The 18,178-nt window shown below is 70.9% G+C and carries 16 protein-coding genes; 8 read left to right on the forward strand and 8 right to left on the reverse strand.

The features are described from left to right. Nucleotides 1-35: 35 nt before the first annotated feature. Entirely contained in the window at nt 36-893 is an 858-nt protein-coding gene (locus ACIGXJ_RS00845) for a helix-turn-helix domain-containing protein (protein WP_399639728.1), read from the reverse strand. A 101-nt stretch (nt 894-994) separates the two neighbouring features. Between ACIGXJ_RS00845 and ACIGXJ_RS00850 the strand changes: the two genes are divergently transcribed. Further along, entirely contained in the window at nt 995-1,558 is a 564-nt protein-coding gene (locus tag ACIGXJ_RS00850) for a YceI family protein (RefSeq protein ID WP_399639730.1), read from the forward strand. Between the two features lie 63 nt (nt 1,559-1,621). Here the strand turns inward: ACIGXJ_RS00850 and uvrA are convergent, their stop codons facing one another. After that, the gene (gene uvrA, locus ACIGXJ_RS00855; protein ID WP_399639733.1) at nt 1,622-4,678 is read right to left on the reverse strand and encodes an excinuclease ABC subunit UvrA; all 3,057 of its coding nucleotides are present in this window, start codon (nt 4,676-4,678) and stop codon (nt 1,622-1,624) included. 222 nt (nt 4,679-4,900) lie between these two features. On the opposite strand from uvrA, the gene ACIGXJ_RS00860 reads away from it, so the two are divergent. The 5 genes from ACIGXJ_RS00860 to ACIGXJ_RS00880 all read left to right on the forward strand — a co-directional run bounded on the left by ACIGXJ_RS00860 (nt 4,901) and on the right by ACIGXJ_RS00880 (nt 9,216). After that, nucleotides 4,901-5,584: a maleylpyruvate isomerase family mycothiol-dependent enzyme gene (locus ACIGXJ_RS00860; protein WP_399639736.1), complete on the forward strand. Its 684-nt coding sequence runs from the start codon at nt 4,901-4,903 to the stop codon at nt 5,582-5,584. Nucleotides 5,585-5,640: 56 nt separating this feature from the next. Further along, the gene (locus tag ACIGXJ_RS00865; protein WP_399639738.1) at nt 5,641-6,297 is read left to right on the forward strand and encodes an MBL fold metallo-hydrolase; all 657 of its coding nucleotides are present in this window, start codon (nt 5,641-5,643) and stop codon (nt 6,295-6,297) included. A gap of 356 nt (nt 6,298-6,653) precedes the next feature. Continuing rightward, the gene (locus ACIGXJ_RS00870; RefSeq protein ID WP_399639741.1) at nt 6,654-7,538 is read left to right on the forward strand and encodes an ABC transporter substrate-binding protein; all 885 of its coding nucleotides are present in this window, start codon (nt 6,654-6,656) and stop codon (nt 7,536-7,538) included. Then, a complete protein-coding gene (locus ACIGXJ_RS00875) occupies nt 7,535-8,464 on the forward strand; it encodes an amino acid ABC transporter permease (protein WP_399639744.1) in 930 nt (309 codons plus the stop codon). The genes ACIGXJ_RS00870 and ACIGXJ_RS00875 overlap by 4 nt, the downstream gene beginning before the upstream one ends. 23 nt (nt 8,465-8,487) lie before the next feature. Continuing rightward, nucleotides 8,488-9,216 (forward strand): amino acid ABC transporter ATP-binding protein, encoded by a 729-nt coding sequence (locus ACIGXJ_RS00880; protein ID WP_399642115.1) that lies wholly within the window; start codon nt 8,488-8,490, stop codon nt 9,214-9,216. A gap of 26 nt (nt 9,217-9,242) precedes the next feature. Here the strand turns inward: ACIGXJ_RS00880 and aroQ are convergent, their stop codons facing one another. Beyond that, the gene (gene aroQ / locus ACIGXJ_RS00885; protein ID WP_399639747.1) at nt 9,243-9,716 is read right to left on the reverse strand and encodes a type II 3-dehydroquinate dehydratase; all 474 of its coding nucleotides are present in this window, start codon (nt 9,714-9,716) and stop codon (nt 9,243-9,245) included. A gap of 106 nt (nt 9,717-9,822) precedes the next feature. Between aroQ and ACIGXJ_RS00890 the strand changes: the two genes are divergently transcribed. Next, nucleotides 9,823-10,869: a S66 peptidase family protein gene (locus ACIGXJ_RS00890; protein ID WP_399639750.1), complete on the forward strand. Its 1,047-nt coding sequence runs from the start codon at nt 9,823-9,825 to the stop codon at nt 10,867-10,869. A gap of 62 nt (nt 10,870-10,931) precedes the next feature. After that, nucleotides 10,932-12,263, forward strand: coding sequence for an MFS transporter (locus tag ACIGXJ_RS00895; protein ID WP_399639753.1), 1,332 nt, complete (start codon nt 10,932-10,934; stop codon nt 12,261-12,263). Nucleotides 12,264-12,354: 91 nt separating this feature from the next. Here ACIGXJ_RS00895 and ACIGXJ_RS00900 read toward each other — a convergent pair whose 3' ends face one another. From ACIGXJ_RS00900 to ACIGXJ_RS00920, 5 genes are all read right to left on the reverse strand, one after another. Beyond that, nucleotides 12,355-13,455: a calcium:proton antiporter gene (locus ACIGXJ_RS00900; RefSeq protein ID WP_399639756.1), complete on the reverse strand. Its 1,101-nt coding sequence runs from the start codon at nt 13,453-13,455 to the stop codon at nt 12,355-12,357. Between the two features lie 117 nt (nt 13,456-13,572). Continuing rightward, nucleotides 13,573-13,878, reverse strand: a complete 306-nt coding sequence (locus tag ACIGXJ_RS00905; protein ID WP_399639759.1) for a hypothetical protein — start codon at nt 13,876-13,878, stop codon at nt 13,573-13,575. Between the two features lie 132 nt (nt 13,879-14,010). After that, the gene (locus tag ACIGXJ_RS00910) at nt 14,011-15,000 is read right to left on the reverse strand and encodes a TerC/Alx family metal homeostasis membrane protein (protein ID WP_399639762.1); all 990 of its coding nucleotides are present in this window, start codon (nt 14,998-15,000) and stop codon (nt 14,011-14,013) included. A 279-nt stretch (nt 15,001-15,279) separates the two neighbouring features. Continuing rightward, complete coding sequence (locus ACIGXJ_RS00915) at nt 15,280-17,418, reverse strand: TerD family protein (RefSeq protein ID WP_399639765.1); 2,139 nt, start codon at nt 17,416-17,418, stop codon at nt 15,280-15,282. Nucleotides 17,419-17,474: 56 nt separating this feature from the next. Then, nucleotides 17,475-18,053 carry a TerD family protein gene (locus ACIGXJ_RS00920; protein WP_399639768.1) on the reverse strand — a complete coding sequence of 193 codons (579 nt, stop codon included), beginning with the start codon at nt 18,051-18,053 and terminating at the stop codon, nt 17,475-17,477. Nucleotides 18,054-18,178: the final 125 nt, after the last annotated feature.

An 18,178-nucleotide genomic window follows, 5' to 3' on the forward strand; every position in this document is an offset into this window, starting at 1 on the left:
CCGTACGATGCCCGGTCGCGCCCCGCCGACGCCGCTCAGCCCGCCCTGCCGACGGCCCGCAGGGCGCCGGGGCGCAGGCCGCTGAGGCGGTCGAGGGCGACGGCCGTGGCGTCGTCGGCGGGCAGGTGCACCACCATCTGCTGGCCGTCCTCCGGCAGCGCGAGCGTCTCGTACAGCAGCCGCAGCGGCCCCGCCTCCGGGTGCTCCACCTGCTGCGACCCGACGCTGCGGGGCGTGACGGCCAGGTCCGCGTACCGGTCGGCGAACTCGGCACCGGCCGTCACCGTCAGCTCCTCGGCCAGCTCGGTCAGATAGGGATCGTGCAACGGGACGGAGTGCCTCAGCCGGGCGACGATGTCGTCGGCGACGCGGCTCCAGTCGGTGAAGGCGGTACGGGCGCGCGGGTCGGTGAACAGGTGGCGCAGCAGATTGGGCTGCTCGGCCTCGAACAGCCCGAGCGGGCCGAACAGGCGGGCGTAGCCGTCGGTGTGGGCGAGGACGTCGCCGATCCAGTTGAGCACCGCGGCGGGGGCGGGCTCCAGCCGGTCCAGGACGGCCTGCACCGTGGGACGCGCCGCACGGCTGAGCGGCGGCGCGGCCGCGCACACCAGCGGGTCGCCGGTCTCCTTGGTCAGCCGGCGCAGCAGGATGCGTTCCTTCAGCGACAGGTTCAGGACGTCGGCGAGCGCACCGAGCACCTGCGGGGAGGGGTTGCGGTCGCGGCCCTGTTCCAGCCGGGTGAGGTACTCGACGCTGATGCCGGCGAGGGTGGCCAGCTCGGCGCGGCGCAGGCCCGGGGTGCGTCGGCGGGGGCCGGCGGGCAGTCCCACCTCGGCGGGGGTGACGGCCTCACGCCAGGTGCGCAGGAAGGTGCCCAGCTCGTTGTCGCTCACACCGTCGAACGTACCAACGCTCGCGCGGCGGAGGGTGGCCCTGTCACTACCAGGCTCGGGCCGGTCTCCCTCCGGAGCGGTCCACCCCGCAGGGTGGACGCATGACGAATGAGACCGCCACCACCGCCGTCCCTTCCGCCCTGCCGATCGCCCCGGGGAACTGGGCGCTTGACCCGCTGCACTCCGCCGTGAACTTCACCATCCGCCACCTCGGCATCTCCAAGGTGCGGGGGCGTTTCGACTCGGTGCGGGCCGAGCTGTACGTCGGTGAGACCGCCGAGGACATCCGGGTGTCCGCGACCATCGATCTGGCCTCGGTCGACACGGGGAACCCCGACCGGGACGCCCATGTCCGGGCGTCCGACCTGCTCGACGTGGAGAAGCGCCCGACGATGACGTACCGCTCGACCCGGGTGTGGGGCGGGGGCGAGGACTGGACGATGGAGGGCGAGCTGACGATCGGCGACGTGACCCGGCCGGTGACGCTCGCGGTGGAGTTCGGCGGGCTGGTCGACGTGCCGATGGACGGCAGCCGGCACGCCGGGTTCGAGGCGACGGGCGAGATCCGGCGCAGCGACTTCGGGCTGGGCTTCGCGCCGGGTGTGCTCGGGGACGTGGTGAAGATCCAGCTCGACATGCAGTTCGTCGAGCCGCAGGGCGTCTGAGAAGGACGCGAGTACGCCGCGCGCCCCACGGGATGGTCCCGTGGGGCGCGCGGCGTACCGCGGTCAGGCCTTGGTGGACCTGGTCGTCTTCTTGGCGGCCGCCTTGGTGGCGGTCTTGGTGGCGGTCTTGGTGGCGGTCTTCCTTGCGGTCGTGGCCTTCTTGGCGGCGGTGTCGTTCACCGTCTTGGTGGCCGTCTTGCGGGCCGTGGACTTGGCGGCCACGGCCTTCTTCGCGGGCGCCTTCGTGCGGGCACGCGGGATCGTGGCGTCGCTGAGCTTCTGCGGGTCGAGGATCTCCCGCAGGAACTTGCCGGTGTGGCTCGTCGACACCGCGGCGACCTCCTCGGGCGTGCCCTCGGCGACGACCAGGCCGCCGCCCGCGCCGCCCTCGGGGCCCATGTCGACGATCCAGTCGGCGGTCTTGATCACGTCGAGGTTGTGCTCGATGACGATGACCGTGTTGCCCTTGTCGACCAGGCCGGACAGGACCTTCAGCAGCTTGCTGATGTCCTCGAAGTGCAGACCGGTGGTCGGCTCGTCCAGTACGTAGACCGTGCGGCCGGTGGAGCGCTTCTGGAGCTCGCTGGCGAGTTTGACGCGCTGCGCCTCGCCGCCGGACAGGGTCGTCGCGGACTGGCCGAGGCGGACGTAGCCGAGACCGACGTCGTGGAGGGTCTTGAGGTGGCGGTTGATCGCCGGGACCGCCTCGAAGAAGTGCATGGCCTCTTCGATCGGCATGTTCAGGACCTCGGCGATGGACTTGCCCTTGTAGTGGACCTCCAGGGTCTCCCGGTTGTACCGGGCGCCGTGGCAGACCTCGCACGGGACGTAGACGTCCGGGAGGAAGTTCATCTCGATCTTGATGGTGCCGTCGCCGGCGCAGTTCTCGCAGCGGCCGCCCTTGACGTTGAAGGAGAAGCGGCCGGGCAGGTAGCCGCGGACCTTCGCCTCGGTGGTCTCGGCGAACAGCTTGCGGACGTGGTCGAAGACGCCGGTGTACGTCGCCGGGTTCGAGCGCGGGGTGCGGCCGATGGGCGACTGGTCGACATGCACGACCTTGTCGACGAGGTCGTCGCCCTCCACGCGGGTGTGCCGCCCCGGGACGTTGCGGGCGCCGTTGAGCTCGCGTGCCAGGTGCGTGTACAGGATGTCGTTGACCAGCGTCGACTTCCCGGAGCCGGAGACGCCGGTGACGGCGGTGAACACGCCGAGCGGGAAGGAGACGTCGATGTCCTGGAGGTTGTTCTCGCGCGCGCCGTGCACCGTGAGCCGACGGGACGGGTCCTGGGGGCGGCGGATGTCGGGCACGGGGATCGACTTCTTGCCGGACAGGTACTGACCGGTCTGCGACTCGGCGTTGGCGAGCAGCTCCTTCAGGGAGCCGCTGTGCACGACCTTGCCGCCGTGCTCGCCGGCGCCGGGGCCGATGTCGACGATCCAGTCGGCGACCTTGATGGTGTCCTCGTCGTGCTCGACGACGATGAGCGTGTTGCCCATGTCGCGCAGCCGGACGAGGGTCTCGATGAGCCGGTGGTTGTCGCGCTGGTGCAGGCCGATGGACGGCTCGTCGAGGACGTAGAGCACGCCGACGAGGCCGGAGCCGATCTGGGTGGCCAGGCGGATGCGCTGGGCCTCGCCGCCGGAGAGGGTGCCGGCCGCGCGGTTGAGCGAGAGGTAGTCCAGGCCGACGTCGACGAGGAAGCGCAGCCGTTCGTTGACCTCCTTCAGCACACGCTCGGCGATCTTCTTGTCGCGGGCGTTGAGCTTCAGCTCGCCCAGGAAGTCGGCGCAGTCGCTGATGGACATGCCGGAGACCTCGGCGATGGACTTGCCCATGATCGTGACCGCGAGGACGATCGGCTTCAGGCGCGTGCCCTCACAGGTGGGGCAGGGCACCTCGCGCATATAGCCCTCGAAGCGCTCCCGGCTGGCGTCGGACTCGGCCTCGCTGTGCCGGCGCTTGACGAACGGCACGGCGCCCTCGAAGGGGGTCGTGTACACACGCTCACGGCCGTACCGGTTGCGGTAGCGGACCTCGATCTGGGTCTTGTGGCCGTACAGCAGGGCCTTCCTGGCGCGCTGGGGCAGACCCGCGAAGGGGATGTCGGTGCGGAAGCCGAGGGCGTCGGCGAGGGCGCCGACCAGCCTGCCGAAGTAGTCCTTGGTGTGCCCGTGCGACCAGGGGTGGATGGCGCCCTCGTCGAGGCTCTTGTCCTCGTCGGGGACGATCAGCTCCGGGTCGACCTCCATGCGCGTGCCGATGCCGGTGCACTCCGGGCAGGCGCCGAAGGGCGAGTTGAAGGAGAAGGAGCGCGGCTCCAGCTCCTCGAAGGACAGGTCGTCGTAGGGGCAGTACAGGTGCTCCGAGTACATGCGCTCGCGCTCTGGGTCGTCCTCGGGGAGGTCGACGAAGTCGAGCACGACCATGCCGCCGGACAGGCCGAGGGCGGTCTCGACGGAGTCGGTCAGGCGGCGCTTGGCGGAGTCCTTCACCGTGAGGCGGTCGACGACCACCTCGATGGTGTGCTTCTCCTGCTTCTTCAGCGTCGGCGGCTCGGACAGCTGGATGGTCCGGCCGTCCACCCGCGCGCGGGAGTAGCCCTTGGTCTGGAGGTCGGCGAAGAGGTCGACGAACTCTCCCTTGCGCTCGCGCACCAGCGGCGACAGCACCTGGAAGCGGCTGCCCTCCGGCAGCTCCAGGACCTTGTCGACGATGGCCTGCGGCGACTGGCGCGAGATGGGGCGGCCGCACTCGGGACAGTGCGGCTTGCCGATGCGCGCGAAGAGCAGGCGGAGGTAGTCGTAGACCTCGGTGATGGTGCCGACCGTGGAGCGCGGGTTGCGCGAGGTCGACTTCTGGTCGATCGAGACGGCCGGGGAGAGGCCCTCGATGAAGTCGACGTCCGGCTTGTCCATCTGGCCGAGGAACTGGCGCGCGTACGAGGAGAGCGACTCCACGTAGCGGCGCTGACCCTCGGCGAAGATCGTGTCGAAGGCCAGAGAGGACTTGCCCGAACCGGACAGGCCCGTGAAGACGATGAGCGAGTCCCTGGGCAGGTCGAGCGAGACGTTCTTCAGGTTGTGCTCGCGCGCGCCACGGACGATGAGACGGTCGGCCACGCCGGTCCGCACCTTTCTTGAGAGAAGTGACAGGGGCGGGGCCCCCGTCTTTCTCAGACTAGGGGGAGCCACTGACAACGCCGGTCGGATTCACCGGTTCCAAACAATCCCCGGCCTTCCAGCATGCCCGACGCCGCCACCGACCATATAGCACGTGCATTCGATTTGCGGGCACGGTCGGAATCCTTCACCCGAAGGAGTGGCGGAGCTAAGGTCAGCAGCATGATTGATCACGCTCATGACCTGGCCTCTGTACAGGACGCGACCGAACGGCTGCTCAGCGCGGTCGCCGAGCTGGACAACGCCGATGTGTCCGAACCGTCACGCCTGCCCGGCTGGAGCCGGGGCCATGTGCTCGCCCACCTCGCCCGGAACGCGGACGCCCTCGTGAACGTCCTCGAGGGCCGTCCCATGTACGTCTCCGCCGAGGCCCGCGACGGCGACATCGAGCGGGACGCGCCCCGCCCGCTCAAGGCGCAGGTCGCGGACCTGCGGGAGAGCGCGGCCCGGTTCCGGGCGGCCGGTGAGGCCCCCGCCGACTGGTCGCGCACGGTGGAGCTGCGCAACGGCGTCACGGACTCCGCGGCCCGGGTGCCGTTCCGGCGGTGGGCCGAGGTGGAGCTGCACCACGTCGACCTCGGGACCGGCTACGAGCTGGAGGACGTGCCCGCCGACTTCGTGGAGCGGTACATCGGCTTCCTCGCCGCCCGGTTCTCCGGCGGCGACGTGCCGCCGACCCTGCTGACCGACGGCACCCGCACCTGGCGCACCGGCCGCGCGTCCGACGAGCCCGAGGTGACGGTCACCGGCACACCGGCCGACCTCCTCGGCTGGCTGGCCGGCCGCCGCGACGGCACGTCCCTGACGGTGAAGGGCGACAGCCTGCCGAAGCTGCCCCCGCTGTAGGGGCCGGAGGGGCTCGCCCACGGGCCCGCCCGCATCCGCGGCGATAGGCTGCCGCCATGACGTACAGCGGACAGGTGACGGTCGGCGGCCCGGCGGACGTGCACGAGCTCAAGGACCTGATGATCACCAAGATCGCGGTCGGCCCGATGGACAACAACGCCTATCTGCTGCGTTGTCGGGCCACGGACGAGCAGCTGCTGATCGACGCGGCCAACGACGCGCACGCGCTGCTCGGCATGATCGGTGACGACGGGATCGCGTCCGTCGTCACCACCCACCGGCACGCCGACCACTGGCAGGCGCTCGCCGAGGTCGTCACGGCCACCGGCGCCCGCACCTACGCCGGCCGGGACGACGCCGACGGCATCCCCGTACCGACCGACGTTCTGGTCGACGACGGGGACGTCGTCCGCGTGGGCCAGGTGGAACTGACCGCGCGCCATCTGGTCGGCCACACACCCGGTTCGATCGCCCTCGTCTACGACGACCCGCACGGGCATCCCCATGTGTTCACCGGGGACTGCCTGTTCCCCGGAGGCGTGGGCAACACCCGTGAGGATCCCGAGGCGTTCGCCCGCCTCATCGGCGATGTGGAGGCGAAGATCTTCGACGTACTGCCCGACGAGACCTGGGTGTACCCGGGGCACGGCAACGACACCACGCTCGGCGCCGAGCGTCCGCAGCTGCCGGAGTGGCACGCGCGCGGGTGGTGAAGCGCGCCTGCGGGCGGTGAACCGGGCCCACGGGTGGTGAACCGGGCCCACGGGTGGTGAACCGGCTCGTCGAAAGGGCGCGCGGCGCTCAACGCGCGCCCTGTGTGAACCACGTGCACGCGCCGGGGCCGCACGCGCGCTCCCGGTGCGGACGACCGCGCGGTCCACTGGAGACAGCCCCGCGCGGGATGACGGCTCCTGTGCGGCAGGGCCGCCGGTCTTCCGGTCCCCGCCCTCGGCCGGCGGCCCGGGCGAACGCCGCGTGGTGTTCACGAAACCGCAACACCCGTTCCCACCATGCGGACATGCGCTGGTGTGACCTCGACAAACGCGCGGTTCGCTGTCACTCTCCCGCCATGTCTCTCGCCCCCAGCGCGCTGCGCCGCGCCGTAGCCACCGCGACCATCGCCCTGCTCGCCACCGCCGTCGGCTGTGCCCCGCAGCCGGAGGAGACGGCGTCGGACCAGCCGTCGGGATCGGCCGGCGGCGTCTGCGTGAAGGGCGAGTTGGCCACGCGGACCCCCGGCAAGCTGACCGTCGCCACCGACGAGCCGGCCTACGAGCCGTGGTTCAAGGACGACGAGCCGTCCAACGGCAAGGGCTTCGAGTCGGCGGTCGCCTACGCCGTCGCCGAGCGGCTCGGCTATGACAAGAACGCCGTCGTCTGGCAGAAGGTTCCCTTCAACAAGGCTTTCGCGCCCGGCGAGAAGACCTTCGACTTCGACATCAACCAGGTGTCCATCAGCGACGAGCGCAAGAAGGCCGTCGACTTCTCGTCCGGGTACTACGACGTCCGTCAGGCCGTCATCGCGCTGAAGGACTCCGAGGCCGCCGGGGCGAGGACGATCGCGGACCTCAGGAAGGTCAAGCTGGGTGCCCAGGTCGGCACGACCAGCCTGAACTACATCGACGACGTGGTGAAGCCCGAGCAGCCGGCGGCGGCGTTCGCCAAGAACGACCAGGCCAAGTCCGCGCTGAAGAACGGCCAGGTCGACGCCATCGTGGTCGACCTGCCCACCGCCTTCTACATCACCGCGGCCGAGGTGCCGGACGCCCGGATCGTCGGCCAGTTCGAGAACCGGGGCGGCACGCCCGAGCAGTTCGGCCTCGTCCTGGACAAGGGCAGCGCCCTCACCGCGTGCGTGTCGGACGCCGTCGACGCCCTGCGCGAGGACGGCACGCTGGCCGGGATCGAGCAGGAGTGGCTGTCCGAGGCCGTCGACGCCCCGGTGCTGAAGTGACGGTCACCAAGGGCGAGTCGGGCCGGGAGAGCGCGGACGGCAAGGGCGACATGCCCGGCGGCGCGGTGGGGGCGGACGACGGTTACGTCCCCTCGCAGCGCCGTCTGGACCGTGAGCGCCACAAGCGCGCACGCGCGCGTCGCGCCACCGCGATCGCCGCGCTGTCGACCCTGGTCACGGGCGTCGTCCTGTACCTGGTCGTGGTGAACGCGCCCGGCTGGCCGCGCACCAAGGAGACGTTCTTCGACGGGGCTTACGCGCGTGAGGCGCTGCCCAAGGTCCTGGAAGGGCTGTGGCTCAACGTACGGCTGCTGCTGATCTGCGGCGCCGCCGTGCTGGTCCTCGGCATGCTGATCGCCGTCGCCCGCACCCTGCGCGGGCCGGTGTTCTTCCCGCTGCGCGCGCTGGCCGCCGCGTACACCGACTTCTTCCGCGGGCTGCCACTGATCATCAACCTGATGATCGTGGTGCTCGGCGTGCCCGCCCTGCGGCTGCAGGGCGTCACCGTGGACCCGGTGGTGCTGGGCGGTACCGCGCTGACACTGACGTACTCCGCGTACGTCGCCGAGGTGTTCCGCGCGGGCATCGAGTCCGTGCACCCCTCACAGCGGGCGGCGGCCCGTTCGCTGGGCCTCACCAACCGTCAGGCGCTGCGCCATGTGGTGCTCCCGCAGGCCGTGCGCCGCCAGGTGCCGCCGCTCCTCAACGACCTGGTGTCGCTGCAGAAGGACACCGGCCTGGTGTCGATCGGCGGCGCGGTGGACGCCGTACGGGCGGCGGACATCATCGTGGGACGCAGCCTCAACTACACGCCGTACATCGTCGCGGGTCTCGTCTTCGTGGCGCTGACCATCCCGATGACCCGCTTCACCGACTGGGTGACGGCCCGGACGGACCGCCGCCGCGCCCAGGGAGGCACCCTGTGAACGACACCGCTCCCGTGCTGCGCATGGAGGCCGTGCGCAAGACGTTCGGCGACTCGGTCGTGCTGCGGGACGTCGGTCTGGAGGTGGCCCCGCACACCGTCACCGCGCTGATCGGCGCCTCGGGCTCCGGCAAGTCCACACTGCTGAAGTGCGCCAACCTGCTGGAGGACATCGACGACGGCGCGATCTGGCTGGACGGCGAGGAGATCACCGACCCGCGCGTCGACCAGGACGCGGTACGGCGCCGTATCGGCGTGGTCTTCCAGGCGTACAACCTCTTCCCGCACATGACGGTCCTGGACAACATCACCCTCGCCCCGCGCCGGGTGCACGGGGTCTCGCGCGCGCAGGCCGAGGCACACGCGCGTGAGCTGCTGGAGCGGCTCGGGCTCGGTGCTCGGGCCGGGGAGTACCCGGACCGGCTCAGCGGCGGCCAGCAGCAGCGCGTGGCGATCGTGCGCGCCCTGGCCGTACGTCCCCGGCTGCTGCTGCTCGACGAGATCACCGCGGCGCTGGACCCGGAGCTGGTCGGTGAGGTGCTGTCCGTCGTGCGCGACCTGAAGGACGACGGCATGACGATGGTGCTCGCCACGCACGAGATGGCGTTCGCGCGGGAGGTCGCCGACCAGGTTTGTTTTCTGGACTCGGGCGTGGTGCTGGAGCACGGCACCGCGGAGCAGATCTTCGGCGATCCGCAGCAGGAGCGCACGCGGCAGTTCCTGCGGCGGATCGTGGACGCGGGCCGGCTGTAAGGGGCGCGCGCCCAGGAGGCCGGTCCTTACGTGTCGGCCCGGGCCGCTCCCACCAGCGCCGCGACACGCTCCACGCCGAAGACGTACCCCTGCACCCCGCAGCCCGCGATGACCCCGTCCGCGCGCAGGGAGACGTAGGAGTGGTGCCGGAACGACTCGCGCTGGTGGATGTTGGAGATGTGCACCTCGATCACCGGCATGCCGTCGCAGGTGTTGAGGGCGTCCAGGATCGCGACCGAGGTGTGCGAGTAGGCGGCGGGGTTGATGACGATGCCGCAGTGGTTCAGCCGGGCCTCGTGGATCCAGTCGACCAGTTCGCCCTCGTGGTTGGACTGGCGCAGATCGACCGTGCCGCCGTGCGCGGCCGCCGCCTCGGCGCACATCGCCTCCACGTCGGCGAGGGTGTCGGAGCCGTAGATCTCCGGCTGGCGCTGCCCGAGCAGGTTCAGGTTGGGGCCGTTGAGGATCATGATCGGGGCGTTGGCCAGGGTGCGGGGCACGGCTTCCTCCGGTCCGTTCGGGGGTGGGGCGGCCCGCCGGGGACCGCTGTTCGGACCCGGTTTATCACGGTGCGCGGGGACCGGGTCCGCCCCTAGCATCCCCGTCATGATCGAGCCTGCTTATCCCCCGAAGCCCGTACCGGGCGACCGTATAGCCGTCATCTCCCCCGGCGCCGGGCTGCCGGGGCTCTTCCCCCAGCCGTTCGAACTTGGCCTGGAGCGGTTGCGCAAGGACTTCGGCCTCGAACCGGTCGAGTACCCGACGACCCGGAAGATGGGCGCCACACCGCAGGAGCGGGCCGCCGACATCCACGCCGCCTTCGCCGATCCCGACATCAAGGCGGTCATGGCGTCGATCGGCGGCGACGACCAGATCACCGTGCTGCCGCAGCTGGACCGCGAGCTGATCCGGGCGAACCCGAAGCCGTTCTTCGGGATGAGCGACAACACCAACCTGCTGGCGTACCTCTACAACACGGGCATCGTCGGCTACCACGGCGCGACCGTGATGACCGCTCTGGGCCGCCCGGTCGCCATGGACGCGCTGACCGCGGACTCGCTGCGCGCGGCGCTGTTCACCTCGGGCACCTACGAGTTGGAGCCGGCCGAGTTCTGGAACGACGTGAACCGCGACTGGGCGGACCCGGCGACCTTCGAGTCGGAGCCTGAGATGCGCCCCGGCGACGGCTGGACCTGGGTGAACGCCGACCGTGTCGTGGAGGGCCGCAGCTGGGGCGGCTGTCTGGAGATCCTCGGCTGGCTGCTGATGGCGAACCGGGAGATCGCGCCCGACCTCGCTCAGTACGACGGTGGCGTGCTGCTCCTGGAGACCACAGAGGAACTGCCGAGCAGCGAGGAGGTCTTCCGCACCCTGCGCAACATGGGCGAGCGCGGGCTGCTGAGCCGTTTCTCGGCGCTGCTGATGGGGCGCGCCAAGACGTGGTCGTTCGAGCAGCCCAACAGCCCGGAGGAGGCCGCTCGTTACGCCGCCGAGCAGCGCGAGGCCGTGCTGCGCGCCATGCGGGTGTATGCCCCCAACACCCCGATCGTCTTCGACGTGGATTTCGGACACACCGATCCACAGCTCGTCCTGCCGTACGGCGGCTTCGTCCGCGTCGACGGGCCGGCCCGGCGCATCACGGTCACCTACTGAGGCGCCCGCGGCGCTTCCGCACGCCCCCGTAACCCGTGGTCACGCCGGGTAGTTGACGCGGCATGCACGACGTACGCACCGTGAAAACAGCCAGGCCGCCCGGGCCGCCCGGGCCGCCCGGCATGCTGCGGCTCGCCGCCGCCTCGCTCGCCGGGACGGCCATCGAGTTCTACGACTTCTTCGTCTACGGGACGGCGGCGGCGCTCGTCCTCGGCCCGCTGTTCTTCCCGACCTTCTCGCCGGTCGCCGGGACGCTCGCCGCCTTCGGGACGTTCGGCGTGGGTTTCGTCGCGCGGCCGCTGGGCTCGGTGCTGTTCGGGCACATCGGGGACCGGCACGGCAGACGGCCGGTGCTCGTCGTGTCGCTGCTGCTGACCGGCGCGTCGACCGTCGCGGTCGGCTGCGTCCCGGCGTACGACACCCTCGGGGTGGCCGCGCCCGTGCTGCTGCTGGTGCTGCGGTTTCTGCAGGGGCTGGGGCTCGGCGGGGAGTGGGGCGGGGCGGTGCTGCTGACCGCCGAGCACGCCCCGGCCGAGCGGCGCGCGCTGTGGTCGAGCTTTCCGCAGGTGGGGCCCGCGGTCGGTTTCGTCCTCGCCAACGGCGTGACGCTGGCGCTGGCCGCCTCGCTGTCCGAGGACCAGTTCGCCCAGTGGGGCTGGCGGGTGCCGTTCTGGGCGGCCGGAGTGCCGGCCCTGCTGGGGCTGTGGCTGCGCTCGTCCCTCACCGAGAGCCCCAGCTTTCTGGAGCTCGACGAGCACGCGCGTGTGCCGCTCGCCGAGGTGGTGCGCGACCACTGGCGGCTGGTGCTGCTGACGGCCGGCGGCCTCGCCGTCGGGTACGCGATCTTCTACGCCGTGACGACCTGGTCCCTCGCCTACGCCACCGAACGGCTCGGGGTGAGCCGTACCGTCATGCTGGTCTGCATCATGGCCGCGGTGGTGGTCAAGGGGGCTCTCACGCCGTTCGCCGCGCTGCTGGGCGACCGGTACGGGCGGCGCCCGATGTGCCTTTCCGGCTGTGCGGCGGCCGCGGTGTGGATGTTCCCGATGGTGGCCCTGCTGTCGACCGGGGAGCCTCTGCTGATGTTCCTCGGGTTCCTGGGCGCGATGCTGGCGTTCATCACCATGTTCGCGGTGATCGCGGCGTATCTGCCGGAGCTGTACGAGCCGCGGGTACGGTGCACCGGCGCGGCCGTCGGCTACAACCTCGGCGGCGTCCTCGGCGGCGCCCTCACCCCGATCGTGGCGACGGCCCTCGCCGAGCAGGGCGGCCGGGTGCCGTGGGGTGTGGCCGCGTATCTCACGGGCATCGCGCTGCTGAGCCTGGGCTGCTTCGCGCTGCTGCCGGAGACGCGGCCTGTGCGGGTGCGGGCGGATGCCGTCCCTGCGGCGTGACCCGGGGTGGGTCAGCTACGGGCGACCGCCGGCGGTCGGTCGGCCACGGGTGACCGGTGTCGGTCGGCCACAGGTGACCGGTGTCGGTCCGCTACGGGTTGATCGCCAGCTCCAGGTAGGCCGCGAACAGCACGAGGTGCACTCCGCCCTGCAGCGGGGTGGCCCGGCCCGGCACCACGGTGAGCGAGGCGACCACCACGGTGAGGGCGAGCAGCACCATGTGGGTGGCGCCGAGGCCGAGCACCAGCGGTCCCGAGAGCCAGATCGTCGCCAGGGCGACCGCCGGGATGGTCAGGCCGATGCTGGCCATGGCGGAGCCGAGCGCCAGGTTGAGGCTGGTCTGCACGCGGTCCCGGCGCGCCGCCCGCAGCGCCGCGATGGTTTCGGGGAGCAGCACCAGCAGCGCGATGACCACGCCTACGACGGCATGCGGCAGATCGGCCGCCTCGACGCCCGACTCGATGGTCGGCGACACCCCCTTGGCGAGGCCGACGACCCCGATCAGGGCCAGGCCGAGCAGCCCGAGGCTGAACAGCGCGGCCCGCGCGGAGGGGGCGGAGGCGTGGTCCTCGGAGGTGATGACCTCGCCCTGCCGGGTGATCGGCAGGAAGTAGTCGCGGTGGCGCACGGTCTGGGTCGTCACGAACAACCCGTAAAGGACCAGCGACGACAGCGCGGCGAAGGTCAGCTGCACGGCCGAGAACTCGGGGCCGGGCTTGCTGGTGGTGAAGGTCGGCAGCACCAGGCTGAGCGTGGCGAGCGTGGCGACCGTGGCGAGGGCGGCCCCGGTGCCCTCCGGGTTGAACACGGCGGTGCCGTGCCGCAGCGACGACACCAGCAGGGAGATGCCGACGATGCCGTTGCAGGTGATCATCACGGCGGCGAAGACGGTGTCTCTCGCCAGCGTGGAACTCTTGTCGCCGCCGTCCGCCATCAGAGTGACGATGAGGGCGACCTCGATGACGGTCACGGCGACTGCCAGGACCAGCGAGCCGAACGGCTCACCCACCCGGTGGGCGATCACCTCGGCATGGTGGACGGCGGCCAGTACCGCGCCGGCGAGGACCACGGTCACCAGCGCGACCACCGCGCCGGGCAGATCCCGCCCCCAGGTGAAGACCAGGAGGATCACCGCGAGCACCGGCACCAGGGACGTCCAACGAGCGACGAGCGACCGGAGCCTGACGATCATGCGGTGATCCTCCCAATGAAGAACGGGCCCCGCACTCCGGCCGAGTGCGGACGGCCGTTCGCGGGACACACCGACGCGCAGGCCCCCGTCCGCGGCGTGCGTCCCCTGTCCGCGCGGCTACCCGAGGTCGCGCGAGTCCAGCAGGTCGCAGTTGGTGAAGCGGGGTGCCCTGGTGCACATCGCGGCCAGCTGCTCGGCGAACTTGGTGGTCTCCGGGGCCTCGCTGTTGCGCATGGCCCCTTCGTAGGACTCGAACTCGATCACCGCCAGGTAGCGGTTCGGGGTGTCCCGGTCCTTCAGGAGCATGCGGTGGGTGGGGCCGTCACCCGTCCCGCCCGAGCTGCGCTCACCGGCCTCACGGAGCAGCTGCTCCATCTCGTCGATGCGCTCGGTCTCGAAGTCGAGGATCTGTACGAACTTCATGGCTGCCTCCCAGCGGCCGTGGCGCCCCCTGGGCCGGGAGCACGTTCGGCTCCCAAGCAAGCACCGGGAGAGAAACTCGGCAATGCGACACGGGCTCCCTCCCGGTGCTGGTTGTCAGTACGCCGGACGTGGTCAGGCGTCGACGCTGTCCTTCGGAGCGCCTTCGCTGCCGGCGTGCGCCGCCTGCTTCTTCGACGCCATCAGGCTGGTGATCGTGGTGACGATCAGGACCGCGCAGATCACGCCCAGCGAGACGGGGATGCTGATCTCCGGGACGTGGACACCGGACTCGTGCAGTGCGTGCAGCACGAGCTTGACGCCGATGAAGCCCAGAATGATCGACAGCCCGTACGACAGGTGGACCAGCTTCTTCAGCAGACCGCCGATCAGGAAGTACAGCTGCCTGAGACCCATCAGGGCGAACGCGTTGGCCGTGAAGACGATGTACGGGTCCTGCGTGAGGCCGAAGATCGCGGGGATCGAATCGAGGGCGAACAGCACGTCGGTGGAGCCGATGGCGAGCATCACGACCAGCATCGGGGTCATGACCCGCTTGCCGTTCTGCTGGATCCACAGCTTGGTGCCGTGGTAGCGGTCGGCGACACCGAAGCGGCGCTCGGCCGCCTTGAGCAGCTTGTTCTCCTCGAACTCCTCGTCCTGCTCCTCAGCGCGGGCCTCCTGGATGAGCTTCCAGGCGGTCCAGATCAGGAAAGCGCCGAAGAGGTAGAACACCCAGGCGAAGCTGGCGATGATCGCGGCTCCGGCGGCGATGAAGATCGCTCGCAGGACCAGGGCTATCAGGACGCCGACCAGCAGCACCCGCTGCTGGTACTGCGACGGCACCGCGAACTTCGCCATGATCAGGACGAAGACGAAGAGGTTGTCGACGCTGAGCGATTTCTCGGTGATGAAGCCGGCGAAGAACTCACCGGCGGGCTGTCCGCCGCCGAAGACGAGCAGGCCGAGTCCGAAGAGGCCGGCCAGGACGATCCAGACGACCGTCCAGATTCCGGCTTCCTTGATCGACACGTCATGGGGTTTGCGGCCGATCAGGAAATCGACCGCGATCAGGGCGGCGAGGCCCACGATCGTCAGGACCCACAGGGTCAGGGAAACATCCACTGCGCCTCCGGCAGTACGTAACGGCAAACAGTTCAGCCAGCGTCGTCGCTGCCGGAGGTCTCTTCCACCCGAGGCTCCGTACGAGCTCAGGCCGACGCCCCGGGATCTGGCCTGATCCGTATTGACGGGGTCGCCGCAAATGGCAGGGAGTACTCCCCTCCGTACGGAAAAGAGTACCCAACCACCAAGGAAAGGTAAAGAGCTAGGTAAAGGAAAGTACAAATGTGCTGGTCAGTGGCGCTTTACTTGAGCTTGGGCTTTACTCGGCCGCTGGCCGGGTCAGCGGTTCCAGGACCGCCGGGCCGCGGCGACCTGGGTGAGCACCTGCTGGAGCACCTGACTGCCGGGCGGCACGAGCGGCGGCTCGTACGTCCAGCAGTGCCCGACCCAGGGGTCGGCCAGATGGTCGTCGGGCAGGGGCGTCAGTCGCATCAGCGAACGCCACAACGGGTCCAGCAACGGGCCGTACGCCGACGATTCCTCGCGGTCGGCGACCATCATCAGGTGGACACCGACGGCCGGGCCCTCGTCCGCCAGATAACGCAGCTGGTTGACCGCCCGGTCGTCGAAGCCGTGCGGGAAGTCGTTGACCACCAGCAGCTGCTGCGAGGTGTCGAAGCCGGGCGGCAGCGCGTCGGCCGCTCCCCCGCGCACCGCCATCTGCACCAGGTCGACCCGCTGGGTCAGCCGGGCCAGCACGTCCGCGACCCCGGCGGCACCCGTGGCGGGCGGGCTCGCCAGCACATCGGTCTGCACGAGCGGGGCGAGCGGCTGGGCGGCGGACCCGGCCGGGTCGATGACATGCACCGTGAACTCGCCGACCGAATGCACGGCCAGCAGCCGCGCCACATGGGCCACGGCCGTCTCCATCCCGAGTCGCCGCAGATCGTGGGCGTCGGCGACGGAGCCGTCACCCGCTCCCGTCCGTCCGCTGTCGATCCACAGGCCGCGCTCCAGCGGCAGCCTGACCAGCATCGGTACGCGCAGCTCGGGGCACTCCGGCAGATGGAGATCGCCCAGGCGCACCGCCATCGGCATCTCCGTCGGCACCCGGTAACCGTGCCAGACGGGGTTGTCCCAGCGGGCGTACGCGGCCGGCAGCGCGGGCTCGACGACGTCCGACTCGGCCGTCAACTGAGCGAGATCGCGGTCGAGAGCCTGGCGGGCCTGGTCGACGAGTTGCGCGTGCTTGGCCCGGGCGGCCTCACGGGCGGCGTCGCCGTGGCCGCCGACCCGGGCCCGCGGGTCCGACAGCACCTGGTCGAGTTCCTTCTCCATGCGGGAGTCGGCGAAGTCGACGGCGCTGCGGTACGCGGCCGTGGTGCGGGCCAGGTCCTCGAACATGCCCCACACCTGGTTGTAGAGCCGCTCGTCCATGGACCAGCCACTGGCGTCACCGGCCACCGGCGTGGCCGGCTGCCCGGGCTGGGCCGGAGGTGCCGTGGGCGCAGGCGGTGGCGGGGCCGTGTGCTGCCGCCGGGGGTGGTGGTAGTCGATCGGCCCACCGGAGCTGGGCGTCGAGGGCTGGGTGACCGCGGCGGGGTCGGCGGGGGCCGCTCCACCGAGGTGACCCGCGCCGGTCTGTGGTGCGTGGCCCGGGGGCGGCGTCGGAGTGCCGTGGGTGTGCTGCGGAGGCTGGGCGTCCGGCAGGGGCGCCTGGCCGGTGTGCGGGCCCGAGGCGCCGTAGGAGGGACTGGCGGGCGGGACGGCGCCGCCGTAGGAGGAGCCGGCGGGCGTGCCGGTGTGCGGGGTGGCGCCGCCGTACGACGTGCCGCCGCTCGGGTCGGCGCCGGGCGCCGGGGCCGTGGTCTGGTGGGCCCGGTCACCGTCCGCCGGGCGCGGCGGGGGTGCGGCGACGGAGCGGGCCACGCCCTGGGCCACGGCGTCGTTGATCGTGCTCGCGAGCTGCTGTGCCTCGCCCAGGCCCTGGTCGGCGAGGAGGTCGGCGAGGCCGCCCGCGTAGCCCTGGCCGACGGCGCGCACCTTCCACGCGCCCTGCCGGCGGTAGAGCTCCAGGGCGACGACCGCCGACTCGGCTTCGAGGCCGGTGAGGGTGAAGGTGGCGACTTCGGTGCCGTCGAGGCCCGTGACGGCGACGAACGGGGCGGCCACGGCGCCGAAGCGGACCGGGCCGGCCCCGCCGGTCGGGAGTGCGAGCAGGACGTTGACCCGGTGGACCTCGTCCTGCACGGCGTCGAGATCCACCGCCAGGCGGTGCTGGGCGGCCGCCTGCCGGGAGACCTCGAGCCCCTGCAGTGTCGGTGCGCCCGGGTGGGCCACCCACTCGACGCCGTGCACCTTGCCGTGCTCGTCGCCCAGCGTGACGCCGGCCACGATCGGCGTGCCGGCCGAGATCCGGATCTCCAGACGGTTCTGGGAGAGCGGGTGATTCTGCCCCCGCACCAGCTCGGCCGTCATCGCCTTCGTCCCCCTGTGTCGCTCGTGGTGATGTGGTGTGCCGCCGGCCGCAGGCCCTACAGGGTCGGCAGGATGGCCGGCATCAGGTCCTGGAAGGTCCGGCCGTTGGCCGGGGTGCCCAGGGCCGTCATCGTCCAGCCGGCGCCGTTGCGGTGCACCTTGGCCATGATCTGCGCGGTGTAGGCGCCGCCACCGGCGAGGGTGTAGCGGGCCAGCTCCTGGCCGTTGGTCTCGTCGACCAGACGGCAGAACGCGTTCTGCACCTCCTGGAACGTCTGGCCGGTGAAGGAGTTCACGGTGAAGACGATCTGGTCGATGTGGACCGGGACGCGCGACAGGTCGACGAGGATGGCCTCGTCGTCGCCGCCCTGGCCGACACCGCCGACCAGGTTGTCGCCGGTGTGCCGCACCGAGCCGTCGTCGCTCACCAGGTGGCGGAAGAAGACGACGTCGACCGGCTGCTTGTCGGCGAACAGGACCGCGGAGGCGTCCAGGTCGATCTCCCGCGTCCGCGAGCCGAACAGGCCACGCCGGGGGGCCGCCTGCCAGCCGAGACCCATGCGCACCGCGGTCAGGCTGCCGCCGTCGTTCTTCTGCAGACTGATGGCCTGACCCTTGGTCATGTTGACGGTCACGCGCTGATTCCCCTCTCGAACAGTCCCCTGTTGCCGCGATGTACGCGGCTGATCGAAACCCTACGCAGGAGCACTGACACTGCCGACCCCCGGCCCCTGCTTTGTGTCGGTCTTGCAACACAGCG

Source organism: Streptomyces sp. NPDC053367 (genome assembly GCF_044545925.1).
In the GTDB taxonomy this organism is placed as follows: Bacteria; Actinomycetota; Actinomycetes; order Streptomycetales; family Streptomycetaceae; genus Streptomyces.

Excerpts from the sequence above, each read along its gene's own strand:
- ACIGXJ_RS00850 (WP_399639730.1), top strand. The coding sequence starts at position 995 with ATGACGAATGAGACCGCCACCACCGCCGTCCCTTCCGCCCTGCCGATC.
- ACIGXJ_RS00860 (WP_399639736.1), top strand. The coding sequence starts at position 4,901 with ATGATTGATCACGCTCATGACCTGGCCTCTGTACAGGACGCGACCGAA.
- ACIGXJ_RS00865 (WP_399639738.1), top strand. The coding sequence starts at position 5,641 with ATGACGTACAGCGGACAGGTGACGGTCGGCGGCCCGGCGGACGTGCAC.
- ACIGXJ_RS00870 (WP_399639741.1), top strand. The coding sequence starts at position 6,654 with ATGTCTCTCGCCCCCAGCGCGCTGCGCCGCGCCGTAGCCACCGCGACC.
- ACIGXJ_RS00880 (WP_399642115.1), top strand. The coding sequence starts at position 8,488 with ATGGAGGCCGTGCGCAAGACGTTCGGCGACTCGGTCGTGCTGCGGGAC.
- ACIGXJ_RS00890 (WP_399639750.1), top strand. The coding sequence starts at position 9,823 with ATGATCGAGCCTGCTTATCCCCCGAAGCCCGTACCGGGCGACCGTATA.
- ACIGXJ_RS00895 (WP_399639753.1), top strand. The coding sequence starts at position 10,932 with ATGCACGACGTACGCACCGTGAAAACAGCCAGGCCGCCCGGGCCGCCC.
- ACIGXJ_RS00900 (WP_399639756.1), bottom strand. The coding sequence starts at position 13,455 with ATGATCGTCAGGCTCCGGTCGCTCGTCGCTCGTTGGACGTCCCTGGTG.
- ACIGXJ_RS00905 (WP_399639759.1), bottom strand. The coding sequence starts at position 13,878 with ATGAAGTTCGTACAGATCCTCGACTTCGAGACCGAGCGCATCGACGAG.
- ACIGXJ_RS00915 (WP_399639765.1), bottom strand. The coding sequence starts at position 17,418 with ATGACGGCCGAGCTGGTGCGGGGGCAGAATCACCCGCTCTCCCAGAAC.